We start from the raw sequence: 13,706 nt of genomic DNA on the forward strand, positions 1-13,706 counted from the left end.
TCGCGCCGCTCGGCCTTGGGCATGACCTCGCCGTTGATCATCGGCCCCCGGCGGGCCTACCCAGCGGCCGCGGCGACGACCGCGCTGTCGGCGTTGCGCCAGGGGTCCTCGAACGCCAGCTCGCGGCCGTCGTGCTGCAGCGGCACGCCCGCCGCGCGGAGGCGGTCCTGCAGCGCGTCGACGGCGTGGTCGTCGGGCAGGCGGATCGCGACCTGACCGAGTCCGAGGGCGGGGGTGCGGGGGCCCGCTCCGCGGCTGCGCCACGTGTTCATGCCGACGTGGTGGTGGTAGCCGCCGGCGGAGACGAACAGGGCCTGGTCGCCGAGGCGGGCGGTGGTCTCGAAGCCGACGACGTCGACGTAGAAGGCCTTCGCCGCCGCGATCTCGCCGACCTGCAGGTGCACGTGCCCGACCTCGGCGGCTCCCCCGGCGGCCCCGTCCTCGCGCAGGTGCTGCCGCAGGAACGCGTTCGGGTCGAGCGGCAGGGTGGCCATCTCGATCGCCGTGCCGTGCCGTCGCCAGCCGGCGCGCGGCCGGTCCCAGTACAGCTCGACGCCGTTGCCCTCCGGGTCGTCGAAGTAGAACGCCTCCGACACCAGGTGGTCGCTCGAGCCGGTGAACGACCGCGGGTAGCGGGACGCGACGGAGTGGACGGCCGCGGCGAGGGCGGCGCGGGAGGCGAACACCACCGCGGTGTGGAACAGCCCGGCCGCGGAGGCGGGCGCGTGCCGCAGCGCGGGGGCGTGCCGCAGCACCAGGCTCGCCACCCCGTCCCGGCCCACTTTGACGGTGCCGGGTCCGGCCGTCAGGACCTCGAGCCCCACGCCCTCGGTGTAGTAGCGGCTCACCACGTCGAGATCCGCGACGTCGAGCGTGACGGCACCCATCGAGGTGGTGGCGGCGAGCAGATCGGTCATCCGAGAAGTATGACGCGTCAACTTCTCGGCGTCGCGTCGCATCCCGAGACGAGCCCCGGTGCCGGCGCCGGGCCACGTGAGCGATGAACGCCGTCAGGAGGTGAGCAGCTCCACCAGCTCGCGGTAGCGGGCGGCGGTGCGATCCACGACCTCGTCCGGCAGGTCGGGCGGCGTGCCCGTGCCGTCCCACCTGGCGGTGAGCCAGTCGCGGATGATCTGCTTGTCGAAGCTCGCACCGCGACGGCCGTCGGCGTACGCGGCGGCGTCCCAGTACCGGCTCGAGTCCGGCGTGAGCACCTCGTCCCCGAGGACGAGCCGTCCGGAGGCGTCGTCCCCGAACTCGAGCTTGGTGTCGGCGAGCAGCACCCCCTTCGCGTCCGCGATCGCTGACGCGCGGCGGAAGATCGCGAGCGAGGCGTCCCGCAGGGCGACGGCGGTGTCCGCGCCGACCAGGTCGACGACCGCCTCGAACGGGATGTTCTCGTCGTGCGCACCGATCTCGGCCTTGAACGCGGGCGTGAAGATCGCTTCCGGCAGCCGGTCGCCGTCCTGCAGCCCCGCAGGCAGCGGGACGCCGGAGATCGCGCCCACGCGCCGGTACTCCTGGTAGCCGCTGCCCGTCACGATCTGCCGGACGACGCATTCCACCGGGTGCATACGCAGGCGGTGCACGAGCATCGAGCGGTCGGCGACCTCGGCCGGCACCGCGACGTCCGCCTCCGCGAGGTGGTTCGGGACCTCCGGCAGCTGCGCGAACCACCATCGGGTCAGCCCGGTGAGCAGCGCCCCCCGGCCCGGGATCGGCCGGGAGAGCACCTGGTCGAACGCGCTCACGCGGTCGTCGGCGACGAGCAGCAGCAGGTCGTCCCGGCCGACGGGCGCGTACAGGTCCCGCACCTTCCCGGCCGTGACGAAGTCGAATCCCGGCAGCTCGGTCATGCGATCCCCTCGGCGATGTCCGTGCGGTGCTGCGATCCGGGGAACCGGATCGCGTGGACGCCCGCGTACGCGGTCGCCCGCGCCTCGGCCACGCCGGATCCGAGGCCGACGACGGTCAGCACCCGCCCGCCCGCCGCGACGAGCCCGTCGGCTCCCGCCGCGGTCGCCGCGTGGTCGACGTGGACGCGTCCGGACGCCTCCGCCTCCGCGAGCCCGTCGATCGGGGCGCCGAGCACCGGCTCGCCCGGGTACCCCTCGCTCGCGAGCACGACGCCGACGGCCGCGTCGGCGCGGAACGCCGGTGCGTCCGTCGAGCCGAGCGTGCCGGTCGCGGCGCCGTGCAGCAGCGTGCTGAGGGGGGAGGCGAGCCGGGGCAGCACCACCTGCGTCTCGGGGTCGCCGAACCGCGCGTTGAACTCGATCACGCGGACCGCTGTGCCGTCGACGACCAGGCCGCAGTAGAGCAGCCCGACGAACGGGGTGCCCTCCTCCGCGAGCCGGGCGATCACCGGCTCGGCGACCTCCTGCCGGACCACCTCGACGAAGCGGTCCTCGCCGCCGAACGCGTCGGCGAGCCACGGGAGTGGGGAGTAGGCGCCCATGCCGCCGGTGTTCGGCCCGGCGTCGCCGTCCTGCAGCCGCTTGAAGTCCTGCGCGGGGCTGAGAGGCAGGACGGTCGTGCCGTCGCTCACGAAGAAGAGGGAGACCTCGCGGCCGGCGAGGAACTCCTCGAGCAGCACGGGACCGGTCTCCAGCCAGCGCAGCGCGTGCGCGCGCGCGGCGGCGACGTCCTCCGTGACGAGCACGCCCTTGCCGGCGGCGAGCCCGTCGGCCTTCACGACGTACGGCGACCCGGTGGTCGCGAGCGCCCCGTCCAGGTCGGCCGCGGTGCGCACGTGCACCGCGCGCCCGGTGGGCACGCCGGCCTCGGCCATGATCCGCTTCGCGAAGGCCTTGCTGCCCTCGAGGGCCGCGGCGTCGCGATCGGGGCCGAACACCGGGATGCCCTGCTCCCGGATCGCGTCGGCGACGCCGGCGACGAGGGGCGCCTCCGGACCGACCACGACCAGGTCGCTGCCGAGGCGCTGCGCGAGCGCCGTGGCGGCTCCCGGGGCGGCGGCGTCGACCGGCTCGGTCCTGGTCGTGCGCGCGATCCCCGCGTTGCCGGGGGCGACGACGACGTCGTGACCCGCGTCCTCCGCGAGCAGCGCGCGGGCGATCGCGTGCTCGCGCGCGCCGGAGCCGAGGACGAGGATCCGCACCGCACCAACCTATCGGCGCGGCCGCGTACCGTTCTTCGGGTGGCGAAGGCACGGATCCCGGCGGGGGAGGGCGACCAGGCGGTCGCGGCGGCCGTCGCCGGCGACGCCGACCGGCCCGTGACGGCGACCGCGGTCCGCTACCTGCTGCAGCTGCTCGCCGACCGCTACCCGGGGGGCGCCGTGGAGGTGCGCGTGCCGCCGTTCGGCGCCGTGCAGTGCATCGAGGGCCTCGACCACCGCCGCGGGACGCCTCCGAACGTCGTCGAGATGACCGCGCCGGTCTGGCTGCACCTCGCGACCGGGCAGCGCGGCTGGTCGGAGGCGCTGGAGTCCGGCGCCGTGCAGGCGTCCGGGTCGCGGGCCGACCTGACCGGGCGGCTGCCCGTGTGGCGCGAGTCGGTGCAGCGGTGAGCGACCCGCAGCGGCGCCAGGTGAGGGTCCGTCGCAGCCCGAAGGTCGGCGTGTTCCTCGGCATCGGCGCCGTCGTCGGGGCGCTCGTCGCGGTCGTCGCGGTGAACGTCACGCCGTCCGACGACACGACGCCGAAGGTGCAGGCGATCGCCTTCCTCATCCTGCTGCTCGCGCCGGTCGGCGCCCTCGCCGGCGGCGTCGTCGCCCTCCTGATCGACGCCGTGCTCGAGCGGCGGGCGAAGACCGTGGAGGCGGAGCGCCTCCCGACCGCGCCTCCGAGCGCGCCGCCCGCCGCTGCTCCGCCCGCTGGGGACGCGCCTCCCGCCGCCGGGGACGCGCCGCCTCCGGCCGGCGACTCCGAACCGGCCGAGGCCGTCGAGCAGGACCTCCCCGACCGCAGCTGACCCCCTCCAGCCGGCTCGAGCGCTTCAGCAGGACAGACGCGAGGGCTTCAGCAGGACAGACGCGAGGGCTTCAGCAGGACAGAACGGCTTCGGCAGGCGAGATCGGGCTGGTTCGTCCTGCTCAAGCCGTTCCGTCCTGCTCAAGCCCTTGGGAAGTCCTGCTCGATCTCTCGTGGCAGCGAGCCGCGAGCGCCGAGCCGCGAGCGCCGAGCCGCGAGCCGCGTACCGGAGCCGCGAATCAGGCGTGCGCGCCGGCCTCGTGCTGGGTGTGCGCGGGCGGCTCGAGCTGGAACGTCGAGTGCGTCAAGGAGATCGGGAAGTGCGCCGCGACGCAGTGCTGCAGCGCGTCGAGCACGGCGGGGGCGGACCCGTCGCGGAAGCAGGCCGGCTCGATCACCACGTGCGCCGACAGCACCGGGAGGGAGGACGAGACGCGCGTCGCGTGGAGGTCGTGCACGGCGAGCACGTGCTCCTGCTCAAGCAGGTGCTGCCGGACCTCGCCCAGGTCGAGCCCGCGCGGGGCCGACTCCAGCAGCACGTCGAGCGCGTCCCGCAGCAGCAGGAGCGTGCGCGGCACGATCAGGGCGCCGACGACGAGGGCGGCGATCGCGTCGGCGCGGGTCCAGCCGGTCAGCACGATGACGAGGCCCGCGGCGAGCACGCCGAGCGATCCGAGCGCGTCGTTGAGCACCTCGAGCGCGGCGGCGCGGCTGTTCAGGTCGGCGCCGCCCGCGCGGCGCAGGACGAGCAGCGAGACGAGGTTGGCGACCAGCCCGACCGCGCCGAGCACCAGCAGGCCGGGGCCCGGCACGTCGGTCGGCTCGGCGAACCGCCGGATCGCCTCGATCAGCACGAAGACCCCGACGCCGAGCAGCACCGCGGCCTGCGCGGTCGCGCCGAGCACCTCCGCGCGCGCCCAGCCGTAGGTGCGGCGAGAGGAGGCGGCGCGGGTGGCCAGCCGGGCGGCGGCCAGGGCGAGCCCCAGTCCGAGCACGTCGGTGAGCATGTGCGCGGCGTCGACGAGCAGCGCCAGGCTGCCGGTGACGACGGCACCGACGACCTCGACGACCAGCACGGAGGCGGTGATGGCGAACACGGTCGCGAGCGCGCGGGTCGGGGCCCCGGCACCGTGCGCGTGGTCGTGCATCGCCCCAGTGTGGAGCAGAAGCGGGTAGCGGAGGTGCCTGCCGGGCGCCCCGCGCGGGTCGGCGCCCTCGAGCGGACGGACCGTGCGCCGCGCAGCGGCGGTCCGTTCACGACCGCCGGAGCGGCAGAGCTCGCGGACGCGCTCGCGCGTCGACGGCAATCGACACGGAAAGACGCCGGGCAGCTCGCGGGGGAGTGGCTGCCCGGCGTCATCATCCGGGAGACCGTGGCAGGACCTCGCGGGGGAAGTCCGGTCCTGCCGGTCCTCAGCGCCCCGGGGGGAGGGTGCGGAGGAACGGATCGGTCGTATCGGGTAGTGCTAGCGGTGGGTGCCGCCGAGAGGAAATGTAGCACCCCTGCGGACAGAACGACCTGTCTGTCCCCGTCTTTCGCCTCCCCAGTCCGAGGGACGCGGGCTGCTCAGGAGAGCTGGTTGGCCTCCACCCAGCGCAGGTACTCGTCGGTGACGGTGCCGGTGACGTACTCGCCGGTGAAGCAGCTCATCTCCAGCTCGGCGACGTCGGAGCCCTCGAGGATGGCCGCCTGCATGTCGCCGACCTCCTGGTAGATGAGGTGGTCGGCGCCGATCTCGCGGGCGATCTCCGGGATCTTGCGGCCGGCGGCGACCAGCTCCTGCCGGGTCGGCATGTTGATGCCGTACACGTGCGGGTAGCGCACGGGCGGCGCGGCGGAGGCGAAGGTGACCTTGTTCGCGCCCGCGGCGCGCGCCATGTCGACGATCTGCGCGCTCGTCGTGCCGCGCACGATCGAGTCGTCGACGATCAGGATGTTCTTGCCTTTGAACTCCGAGCCGAGGGCGTTCAGCTTCTGCCGCACGCTGCGCTTGCGCATCGCCTGCCCCGGCATGATGAACGTCCGGCCGACGTAGCGGTTCTTGTAGAACCCCTCCCGGTAGGTGACGCCGAGGCGCTGCGCCAGCTGCATGGCGGAGGGGCGTGCGGAGTCGGGGATGGGCATGACGACGTCGACGTCGCCGAACGGCGTGTACCGGGCGACGGTGTCGGCCAGCCGGTCGCCGAGGCGCAGGCGCGCGTCGTAGACCGAGATGCCCGACATCGTCGAGTCGGGGCGGGCGAGGTACACGTACTCGAACGAGCACGGCACGAGCCGCGGGTGCTCCGCGCACTGCTGGATGTGCAGCTCGCCGTCCGGGGTGATGAACACCGCCTCGCCGGGAGCGACGTCGCGCACCACCTCGTAACCGTTGCTCTCGAGCACGAGGGACTCGGAGGAGACCATCCACTCGTCCCGGTGCACGCCGGGCAGGTGGTCGGCGGTCCGCTTGCCGAGCGTGAGCGGGCGGATGCCGAACGGGTCGCGGAACGCGAGCAGGCCGCGGCCGGAGATCAGCGCGATCGCGGCGTAGGAGCCCTCCACCCGCTCGTGCACCCGGCGGACGGCCGTGAAGACCTGGTCGGGATCGAGGTCGGGGCCCGACACCTGCGACTGCAGCTCGTTCGCGAGCACGTTCACGAGCAGCTCGGTGTCGGAGTCGCTGTTCAGGTGCCGGCGGTCGATGTGGAACAGGTCCTGCTGCAGCTCGCGGACGTTCGTCAGGTTGCCGTTGTGCACGAGCAGGATCCCGTACGGGGCGTTGACGTAGAACGGCTGCGCCTCCTGCTCGCTCGCCGCGGACCCGCGGGTGGCGTAGCGGACGTGGCCGAGCCCGGTGCTGCCGAGCAGGGTGCGCATGTCGCGGGTGCGGTACGCCTCCCGGACCTGCCCCTTCACCTTCACCATGTGGAAGGAGCCGTTCTCGTCCGTGGCGATCCCGGTCGAGTCCTGCCCGCGGTGCTGCAGCAGGAGCAGCGCGTCGTAGATGAGCTGGTTGACCGGCTGGGCGGCCGAGACGCCCACGATGCCGCACATGCTGAAGGGTCTCCCGTAGGCTCGAAGGGCAGCCGACAGTCTCGCACGCAGCGAGGGAACGGCCGTTCCAGGGAGGGGCCGCGCGTGACGGACCTGTACGCCGCGGCCGGCGTCGACACCCGCGCGGGCGACACGGCGGTGGAGCTGATGCGGCGCTCCGTCGCGGCGACGCAGGGGGCGCAGGTGCTCGGCGGGTTCGGCGGGTTCGCCGGCCTGTGGGACGCCTCCGCGCTGACCGCCTTCCGCCGGCCGGTGCTCGCCACGTCGACGGACGGCGTGGGCACGAAGATCGCGATCGCGCGGGCGCTCGACAAGCACGACACCATCGGCCAGGACCTGGTCGGCATGGTCGTCGACGACATCGTCGTGGTCGGTGCGGCCCCGCTGTTCATGACCGACTACATCGCGTGCGGCCGCGTCGCACCCGGCCGGATCGCGACGATCGTGGCCGGGATCGCTGACGCCTGCGCGGCGACGAGGACGGCGCTGATCGGCGGGGAGACCGCCGAGCACCCGGACCTGATGGCCTCGGACGACTACGACCTCGCCGGCGCCGCGGTGGGCGCGGTCGAGGCGGACCGCCTCCTCGGCGCCCAGCGGGTTCAGGACGGCGACGCCGTGCTCGCGCTCGCCTCCCCCGGGTTGAACAGCAACGGCTACTCGCTCGTGCGGCGCATCGTCCGCGACGCCGGCCTGGCGCTCGATGCGGAGGTGCCCGAGTTCCGGCGCACCCTGGGCGAGGAGCTGCTCGAGCCCACCCGCCTCTACACGGGGCCGCTGCTCGACGTGCTCGCGGGCGCCGACGGCGACGCCGTGCACTCGATGGGGCACGTGACCGGGGGCGGCATCGCCGCGAACCTCGCGCGCGTGCTGCCGCGGGGCTCGGTCGTGGATCTCGACCGGTCGACGTGGTCGCCGCAGCCGGTCTTCCGTCATCTGGCCGGGATCGCCGGCTTCGGGCTCGAGGAGGCCGAGGGCACCTGGAACCTCGGGATCGGCATGCTCGCCGTCGTCGAGGAAGCCGCGGCGGACCGGATCGCGGCGGCGGTCGCCGCGGCCGGCATCCCGACGTGGCGCGCGGGAACCGTCCGCTTCGGACCGGCCGAGGGCGATGACTTCACGACCGGCGCCAAGGGCGTCGACGGCGGAGCGGTACGCCTGGTCGGCTCGTACGCCGACTGAGTCGCTCGAGGTCGGCCGGCTCCGGGCCGACCGGCTCCTGGCCGGCTAGCGGTTCGAGTCCTCCGCGGCGAAGTCCTCCTCGGACCAGCCGGCATGCGCCTCGCCCGTGTGGGTCCCGATCTCGGCCTCGAGCGCGTTGTAGTTCGTGTCCGGGCTGAAGTACTTCAGATCGCGCGCGATCTTCGTGTGCTTCGCCTTCTGACGGCCTCGCCCCATGCGTGACCCCCTCACGTCGTGTTCGCCGCGATGGGTGGGATGGCGACGAGATGTGCGAAAACTGGCGATCATCGTAACACGCACCGTTACGGCAGGATGGACCCGGCGCTCGCGCCAGGGGAGGGGGTCGACCGTGCTCGCTGCACCCGCGCGTGTCGACGTCGTCGTCGTCGGGGCGGGTCAGGCGGGCCTCTCGGTCGCGTACTACCTGCAGCGGCTCGGGCTCCGCAGCGGCGTCGACCAGATCGTGCTCGACCGGGGGCCGGAGGCGGGCGGCGCGTGGCAGCACCGCTGGGCCGCGCTGCGGCTCGGCTCGGCCCACCGCGTGCATGACCTGCCCGGCATGCGTCGCGCAGGCATCTCCTTCGAGACCGCCGACCGCTCCCGCCCCGCCCGTGACGTCGTCACCGAGTACTACGCCCACTACGAGCGGTTCTTCGGTCTCGACGTGCGACGGCCGGTCACGGTCGCGGCCGTCTTCGACCGCGGGGCCGACCTCGTGGTCCGCACCACGCTCGGGGAGACCGTCGCGCGCGTCGTCGTCAACGCGACCGGCACCTGGGGCTCGCCGTTCGTGCCGTACTACCCGGGGGTGCGCGAGTTCGCGGGCCGGCAGGTGCACACCGCCGGCTACCGGGACGCGGCCGACTTCGCCGGCCTGCGGGTCCTGGTCGTCGGCGGAGGGACCTCCGCGATCGGCTTCCTGCTCGAGCTGGAGAACGTCGCGGCGAAGACCTTCTGGTCCACCCGCCGGCCGGTCGACTACCTGGACCAGGGCTCGCTCGACCTGGAGGCCGCCGTGGCCGCGGTCGACCAGCAGGACGAGGCCGCCCGGACCGGGCGGGCGCTGCCGTCGATCGTGTCCGGCACCGGGGTGCCGAAGACGCGCCGGATCGCGGCGGCCATCGAGCGCGGGGTGCTGGCGCCGCGGCCGATGTTCGACCACCTCGAGCGCTCCGCGGTGGTGTGGCCTGACGGCTCCCGCGAGCGGATCGACGCGATCGTCTGGGCGACCGGGTTCCGGCCGGACATCCGCCACCTGAGCCCCCTCCGCCTCCACGAGAAGGCCGGCGGCGTGCAGGTCACGAGCGGCGCCGCCGAGCGGGACCCGCGCATCTTCTTCGCGGGCTACGGGCCGACGGCGAGCACGGTCGGCGCGAACCGCGCCGGGCGCACGCTCGCCCGCCAGGTGTTCGCCGCGCTGGGCGAGACGACGATGCCGGTGGACGCGAGCCCGCCCACCGTGCTCGCGCTGCCGCGGGACGAGCCCGAGGACCAGGTGGCCCGGCTGATGGCGCGCTTCTTCACCGACGCCTGACCCTTTCGCGGATCCGGATTCCTCTCGCGGATCCGGATGAGATCGGCGACACGCCGTGATCGGTCGCGCAGACGCGGCGTGTCGCTCAACCCATCCGGATCGGCGAGTCGGCGCCCCGTCGCCAGACCTGCTCGACGACGTCCCCGACCCAGGCGGTCTCGTGCACGGCGGAGCGGTGGGTGAAGCGGAGCGGCTGCCGCTCCAGGTAGGCGAGCACCGCGTCCCGCTCCCGGTCGCGGACCACCGCCGTGCCGGAGTGGTGCTTCACGCCGTCCGACTCCACCGGCAGCCACTCGTCGGCCAGGACGTCGGTGCGGTAGAGGGATGTGAGCCAGCCCTGCGACCGGCAGGGGATGCCGCGATCACCCAGCTCGAGGCGGATGAAGGTCTCGCCGACCGCCTCGGCGAGCGGATCGCTCCGATCGATCGCGTCGCGCAGGCGGGACGGGAGGGCGGCCCGCAGCGCCGGCAGCGCGGACGGGGCCATCACGGGGCGGCCGCCGCTCTCGTTCCGAGCGGAATCGACCGCGGCGGTGAGCCACCGGACGGTGGTGCACTGCGCCATCTGCAGCAGCGCGTCGGCGGGCGAGACGCGCCAGCCCCTGACCGGCTCGAGCCGACCGTCCCAGTGGAGCCGAACCGTCGGATCGTCCCCGGCGTGCACGTGGCGGCCAGGATCCCACGAGCTGCGCATCCTCGTCGTGTCCGGCTCGAGGCTCACGTGGTTCCGGCCGTCGAGCCCGTCGGGGATCAGGATCCCGTACGACTCCGCCGCGGCCACGCAGCCGAGCACGCCGCCGACCCGGACCGCCTCCACGGCCGCCGGCGGAGCGGAAGGCTCGAGGTACCAGCCGATGCGCGGACGGAGCACCGCGCCGAGGTGACGCAGGTGACCGACGTCGTTCCGCGTGAGCCCGGCCTCGAGGAACCGCTGCAGGTGGGCCAGCCCGTGGTTGCGGCGCAGCACCTCCCCGGCGGTCGAGAGGATGAGGGCGCGGTCCGTGGTCATGGCCGAGCACTGTGCTGCAGCGGCGTCCGGCGCGCACGGCTTCGGCCTGGGGAGGAGAGACTCGCCCGCCCGCAGCCTCATCACGCTCTCGCGGATCCGGATGGATTCCGCGACACCCCGCCTCCGCGTCGAGCTGCCCGGCGTGTCGCTCCGTCCGTCCGGATCCGCGAAACAAATCCGGATCCGCGAAGGGGGTCAGCGGGTGAGGTCCTTCTCCTCCTCCGGCTGCGCGGAGGCGTCCTCCGGCTGCGCGGAGGGGGGCGGGGTCTCGCGGGCCAGCGGGGCGCCGTCCTTGACGTGGCGGCGGAGGGGCATCCGCGGGCGCACCGGCTCGCCGCGGCGGTCCTGGCCCGGGATCGGGCGGGAGCGCCGGCCGTAGATCAGCTGCGACGAGTCGAGCAGCCACGGCACCAGCGCCAGCGTCACGCCGTGCACGAGCATCAGCTTCTGCCGGATGCGCCGCGCCTTGTGGTTGTGCAGCAGCTGCTCCCACCAGTGGCCGACGACGTAGACGGGCGTGTAGACCGTGACGACCTCGGCGCCGTGCGTCGCTCGATGCGCCTTCACGTACTTGATCAGCGGCACGCTGATGTCCCGGTACGGCGACGGCACCACGGTCAGCGGCACGGAGATGTTCATCTGCGCCCACTCGTCCTCGAGCCGCTTCGTCGCGGCGTCGTCGATGGAGACGTGCACCGCCTCCAGCGTGTCGTGCTTGGCGGCGATCGCGTAGTCGAGGGCCTTGAGCGCCGGCTTCTGCATCCGGCCGACCAGCACGATCGCGTGGTCGCCCTTCGACCCGAAGGTCGTGTGCGGATCGACCTCGATCTCCTTGTCGACGTCGCGGTAGTACCGGTTCACGCCCAGCATCAGGAACCAGAGGATCGGCATGATCACGAACACGAGCCAGGCGCCGTGCGTGAACTTCGTGATGGTCACGATCACGAGCACGGTCGCCGTCATGGTCGCGCCGACCAGGTTGATCACGAGGCTGCGGAGCGTCGCCGAGCGTCCCGGCGCCTTGCTCCTGAGCAGGCCGATCCAGTGCCGCACCATGCCCGTCTGGCCCAGCGTGAACGAGACGAAGACGCCGATGATGTACAGCTGGATCAGGTTCGTGACGCTCGCCTGGTAGACGAGCAGCAGCAGCGCGGCGATCGCCGACAGCACGAGCACGCCGTTGCTGAAGATGAGGCGGTCGCCGCGGGTGGAGAGCGCCTTCGGTGCGTAGGAGTCCCGCGCGAGCACGGAGCCGAGCAGCGGGAACCCGTTGAACGCGGTGTTCGCCGCGAGCAGCAGGACCAGCGCCGTCGCCGCCTGCACCACGTAGAAGAGGAGCGAGCCGCCGCCGAACGTCGCCGAGGCGACCTGGGCCATCAGGCTCGGCTGCGGCGCGGTGCGGCAGGCGTCCCACCCGATCAGCTCGCACGGCGTCTCCGCGTAGTGGACGCGCGAGATCAGCGCGACCGCCAGCAGGCCGACGAACAGGCAGATCGCGATCAGGCCCATCGCGGACAGGGTCTGCTGCGCGTTCCGCACCTTCGGCCGGCGGAAGGCGGGCACCCCGTTCGCGATCGCCTCCACGCCGGTGAGCGCCGAGCAGCCGCTCGCGAACGCGCGCAGCACGAGCAGCACCATGCCGGCCTGCGCGATCTGGTCGACGTGGACGGTGTACCGCGCGCTCTCCGCGACGGGCGCGTCGCCGAGCAGCGTGCGGCCGATCGCGACGACGACCATCAGCGCGACGCTGCCGATGAACACGTAGGTGGGCAGCGCGAACGCCTTGCTCGACTCGCGGACGCCCCGCAGGTTGACCGCCGCCAGCGCGATCACGATCGCGATCGCCATCTCCACGCGGACGGAGGCGAGCTGCGGGATCGCCGAGATGATGTTGTCGACGCCGGAGGCGACCGACACGGCGACGGTCAGCACGTAGTCGACGAGCAGCGCCGACGCGACGACCAGAGCGGGCTTCTCACCGAGGTTCCGCTGCGCGACCTCGTAGTCGCCGCCGCCGGACGGGTACGCCTTGATCAGCTGCCGGTAGGACAGCACGACCACGGTCAGCAGCAGCACGACGACCGCGGCGACCCACGGCGCCAGGGTGAGGAACGCGACCCCGCCGAGCAGCAGGATCATCAGCAGCTCCTGCGGCGCGTACGCGACCGACGACAGCGGGTCGGACGCGAAGATCGGCAGCGCGAGGTGCTTCGGCAGCAGCTGGTCGTCCAGCTTGTGCGAGGGCAGCTTTTCGCCCAGGATCAGGCGTTTGACGCCGCGGCCCTCATCGTCGGGCGCCGAAGTCACGGGGCAGCACAGTACTCGCGGGCCGCGCGCTGTCAACACGCGCGGCCGCGGGGTCACCCGGTGCACGCATCGGCTGTCCGATCGGTCAGCGATAATCGAGCGTGCAGCTCTTCGCCGCCTTCAGCCTCCGCAACCGGGCGCTGATCGCCCTCGTGACGATCGTCGCCGCGTTCTTCGGGGTGCTCGCCACCACCGGCCTGCGGCAGGAGCTGATCCCCTCCGTCCAGTTCCCGCAGCTCGCGGTCGTCTCCTCGTACCGCGGGGCGTCGCCGCAGATCGTCAGCGAGCGCGTCAGCAAGCCGATCGAGCAGGCCGTCCGCGGCATCCGCGGCGTCGAGGACACCTCCTCCACCTCCGCGAACGGCAGCTCGACGGTCAGCATCGGGTTCTCCTTCGGCACCGATCTGGACAACGCCGAGCAGAAGGTCAGCTCGGCCATCAACTCGATCCGCTCGAGCCTGCCCGACGGGGTCGACCCGCAGGTCGTCGCCGGCAGCCTCGACGACTTCCCGATCGTCGCCGTCTCGGTGACGGGGGACTCGTCCACGACGCAGCTCGCGGACGCGGTCAACGACTCGGTGCTGCCGAAGCTCGAGAAGCTCGACGGCGTCCGCGCCGCGGCCCTCGCCGGCGCGCCGGGCACGCGGATCACGGTCACGCCGAAGGACGCGCTCGCCGACCACGGCCTGCAGACGTCGGTGCTCT

The 13,706-nt window shown here is 73.3% G+C and carries 13 protein-coding genes; 5 read left to right on the forward strand and 8 right to left on the reverse strand.

All coding sequences use genetic code 11. From position 1 onward, the window contains the following. Nucleotides 1–56: 56 nt before the first annotated feature. From ACFE60_RS12290 to purD, 3 genes are all read right to left on the reverse strand, one after another. Complete coding sequence (locus ACFE60_RS12290) at nt 57–917, reverse strand: VOC family protein (RefSeq protein ID WP_375389148.1); 861 nt, start codon at nt 915–917, stop codon at nt 57–59. Nucleotides 918–1,010: 93 nt separating this feature from the next. Next, complete coding sequence (locus ACFE60_RS12295) at nt 1,011–1,856, reverse strand: phosphoribosylaminoimidazolesuccinocarboxamide synthase (protein ID WP_375389149.1); 846 nt, start codon at nt 1,854–1,856, stop codon at nt 1,011–1,013. Continuing rightward, nucleotides 1,853–3,118, reverse strand: a complete 1,266-nt coding sequence (gene purD / locus ACFE60_RS12300) for a phosphoribosylamine--glycine ligase (protein WP_375389150.1) — start codon at nt 3,116–3,118, stop codon at nt 1,853–1,855. The genes ACFE60_RS12295 and purD overlap by 4 nt, the downstream gene beginning before the upstream one ends. 39 nt (nt 3,119–3,157) lie before the next feature. Here purD and ACFE60_RS12305 point away from each other — a divergent pair, with 39 nt between their 5' ends. Beyond that, nucleotides 3,158–3,529, forward strand: a complete 372-nt coding sequence (locus tag ACFE60_RS12305; RefSeq protein ID WP_375389151.1) for a sterol carrier family protein — start codon at nt 3,158–3,160, stop codon at nt 3,527–3,529. After that, a complete protein-coding gene (locus ACFE60_RS12310) occupies nt 3,526–3,933 on the forward strand; it encodes a hypothetical protein (protein WP_375389152.1) in 408 nt (135 codons plus the stop codon). Before ACFE60_RS12305 ends, ACFE60_RS12310 begins: the two co-directional genes overlap by 4 nt. A gap of 238 nt (nt 3,934–4,171) precedes the next feature. Here the strand turns inward: ACFE60_RS12310 and ACFE60_RS12315 are convergent, their stop codons facing one another. After that, nucleotides 4,172–5,080 (reverse strand): cation diffusion facilitator family transporter, encoded by a 909-nt coding sequence (locus ACFE60_RS12315; protein ID WP_375389153.1) that lies wholly within the window; start codon nt 5,078–5,080, stop codon nt 4,172–4,174. A 419-nt stretch (nt 5,081–5,499) separates the two neighbouring features. Then, nucleotides 5,500–6,969: an amidophosphoribosyltransferase gene (gene purF / locus ACFE60_RS12320; protein ID WP_375389154.1), complete on the reverse strand. Its 1,470-nt coding sequence runs from the start codon at nt 6,967–6,969 to the stop codon at nt 5,500–5,502. A gap of 84 nt (nt 6,970–7,053) precedes the next feature. Here purF and purM point away from each other — a divergent pair, with 84 nt between their 5' ends. Further along, nucleotides 7,054–8,151, forward strand: coding sequence for a phosphoribosylformylglycinamidine cyclo-ligase (gene purM, locus ACFE60_RS12325; RefSeq protein WP_375389155.1), 1,098 nt, complete (start codon nt 7,054–7,056; stop codon nt 8,149–8,151). A gap of 45 nt (nt 8,152–8,196) precedes the next feature. Here the strand turns inward: purM and ACFE60_RS12330 are convergent, their stop codons facing one another. After that, a complete protein-coding gene (locus tag ACFE60_RS12330) occupies nt 8,197–8,367 on the reverse strand; it encodes a DUF3073 domain-containing protein (RefSeq protein WP_375389156.1) in 171 nt (56 codons plus the stop codon). Nucleotides 8,368–8,500: 133 nt separating this feature from the next. On the opposite strand from ACFE60_RS12330, the gene ACFE60_RS12335 reads away from it, so the two are divergent. Further along, on the forward strand, nt 8,501–9,685 hold the full coding sequence (locus ACFE60_RS12335; protein WP_375389157.1) for an FAD-dependent oxidoreductase: 1,185 nt from the start codon (nt 8,501–8,503) through the stop codon (nt 9,683–9,685). An 85-nt stretch (nt 9,686–9,770) separates the two neighbouring features. Here ACFE60_RS12335 and ACFE60_RS12340 read toward each other — a convergent pair whose 3' ends face one another. Both ACFE60_RS12340 and ACFE60_RS12345 read right to left on the reverse strand, forming a co-directional pair. After that, nucleotides 9,771–10,694: a hypothetical protein gene (locus ACFE60_RS12340; RefSeq protein ID WP_375389158.1), complete on the reverse strand. Its 924-nt coding sequence runs from the start codon at nt 10,692–10,694 to the stop codon at nt 9,771–9,773. A gap of 195 nt (nt 10,695–10,889) precedes the next feature. Continuing rightward, nucleotides 10,890–13,001 carry an APC family permease gene (locus tag ACFE60_RS12345; RefSeq protein WP_375389159.1) on the reverse strand — a complete coding sequence of 704 codons (2,112 nt, stop codon included), beginning with the start codon at nt 12,999–13,001 and terminating at the stop codon, nt 10,890–10,892. Between the two features lie 101 nt (nt 13,002–13,102). On the opposite strand from ACFE60_RS12345, the gene ACFE60_RS12350 reads away from it, so the two are divergent. Beyond that, on the forward strand, nt 13,103–13,706 hold a 604-nt coding region (locus ACFE60_RS12350), incomplete at its 3' end, for an efflux RND transporter permease subunit (RefSeq protein ID WP_375389160.1).

Origin of the sequence: uncultured Amnibacterium sp. (genome assembly GCF_964245895.1) — a bacterium.
In the GTDB taxonomy this organism is placed as follows: Bacteria; Actinomycetota; Actinomycetes; order Actinomycetales; family Microbacteriaceae; genus Amnibacterium.

Bases quoted from the DNA above. Each gene is read 5' to 3' on its own strand.
- ACFE60_RS12290 (WP_375389148.1), bottom strand. From the start codon at position 917: ATGACCGATCTGCTCGCCGCCACCACCTCGATGGGTGCCGTCACGCTC.
- ACFE60_RS12315 (WP_375389153.1), bottom strand. From the start codon at position 5,080: ATGCACGACCACGCGCACGGTGCCGGGGCCCCGACCCGCGCGCTCGCG.
- ACFE60_RS12330 (WP_375389156.1), bottom strand. From the start codon at position 8,367: ATGGGGCGAGGCCGTCAGAAGGCGAAGCACACGAAGATCGCGCGCGAT.
- ACFE60_RS12340 (WP_375389158.1), bottom strand. From the start codon at position 10,694: ATGACCACGGACCGCGCCCTCATCCTCTCGACCGCCGGGGAGGTGCTG.
- purF (WP_375389154.1), bottom strand. From the start codon at position 6,969: ATGTGCGGCATCGTGGGCGTCTCGGCCGCCCAGCCGGTCAACCAGCTC.
- ACFE60_RS12295 (WP_375389149.1), bottom strand. From the start codon at position 1,856: ATGACCGAGCTGCCGGGATTCGACTTCGTCACGGCCGGGAAGGTGCGG.